Here is a 264-nt window from a genome sequence, read left to right as displayed (position 1 = left end):
AAAACGCTCGACAGCTTCGCCTTCGACGCCGTGCCGATGGTCTCGCGGGCGCAGGTCACGGCCATGACCTCGGGCGACGGATGGCTGGAAAAGGGCGCCAATCTTATCCTGTTCGGCCCGCCGGGCGGAGGAAAGAGCCACTTGGCGGCAGCCATCGGCCTGCAACTTGTCCAGAATGGTTGGCGCGTGCTGTTCACCCGCACGTCCGAGCTGGTCCAGAAGCTTCAGCTCGCGCGCCGCGAACTGGCGCTCGAATCCGCCATC

1 protein-coding gene is annotated in these 264 nt (G+C 65.5%); it reads left to right on the top strand.

The window, feature by feature from the left end; all coding sequences use genetic code 11:
• Nucleotides 1-264: ATP-binding protein (locus tag RAD04_RS38840; protein WP_461627987.1), on the top strand; the 264-nt coding region annotated here is incomplete at both ends.

It is taken from the genome of Bradyrhizobium sp. 25ACV, from assembly GCF_054863005.1.
Note: the sequence above shows the minus strand (reverse complement) of the source record. Positions and strands in the feature narration are given on the sequence as shown.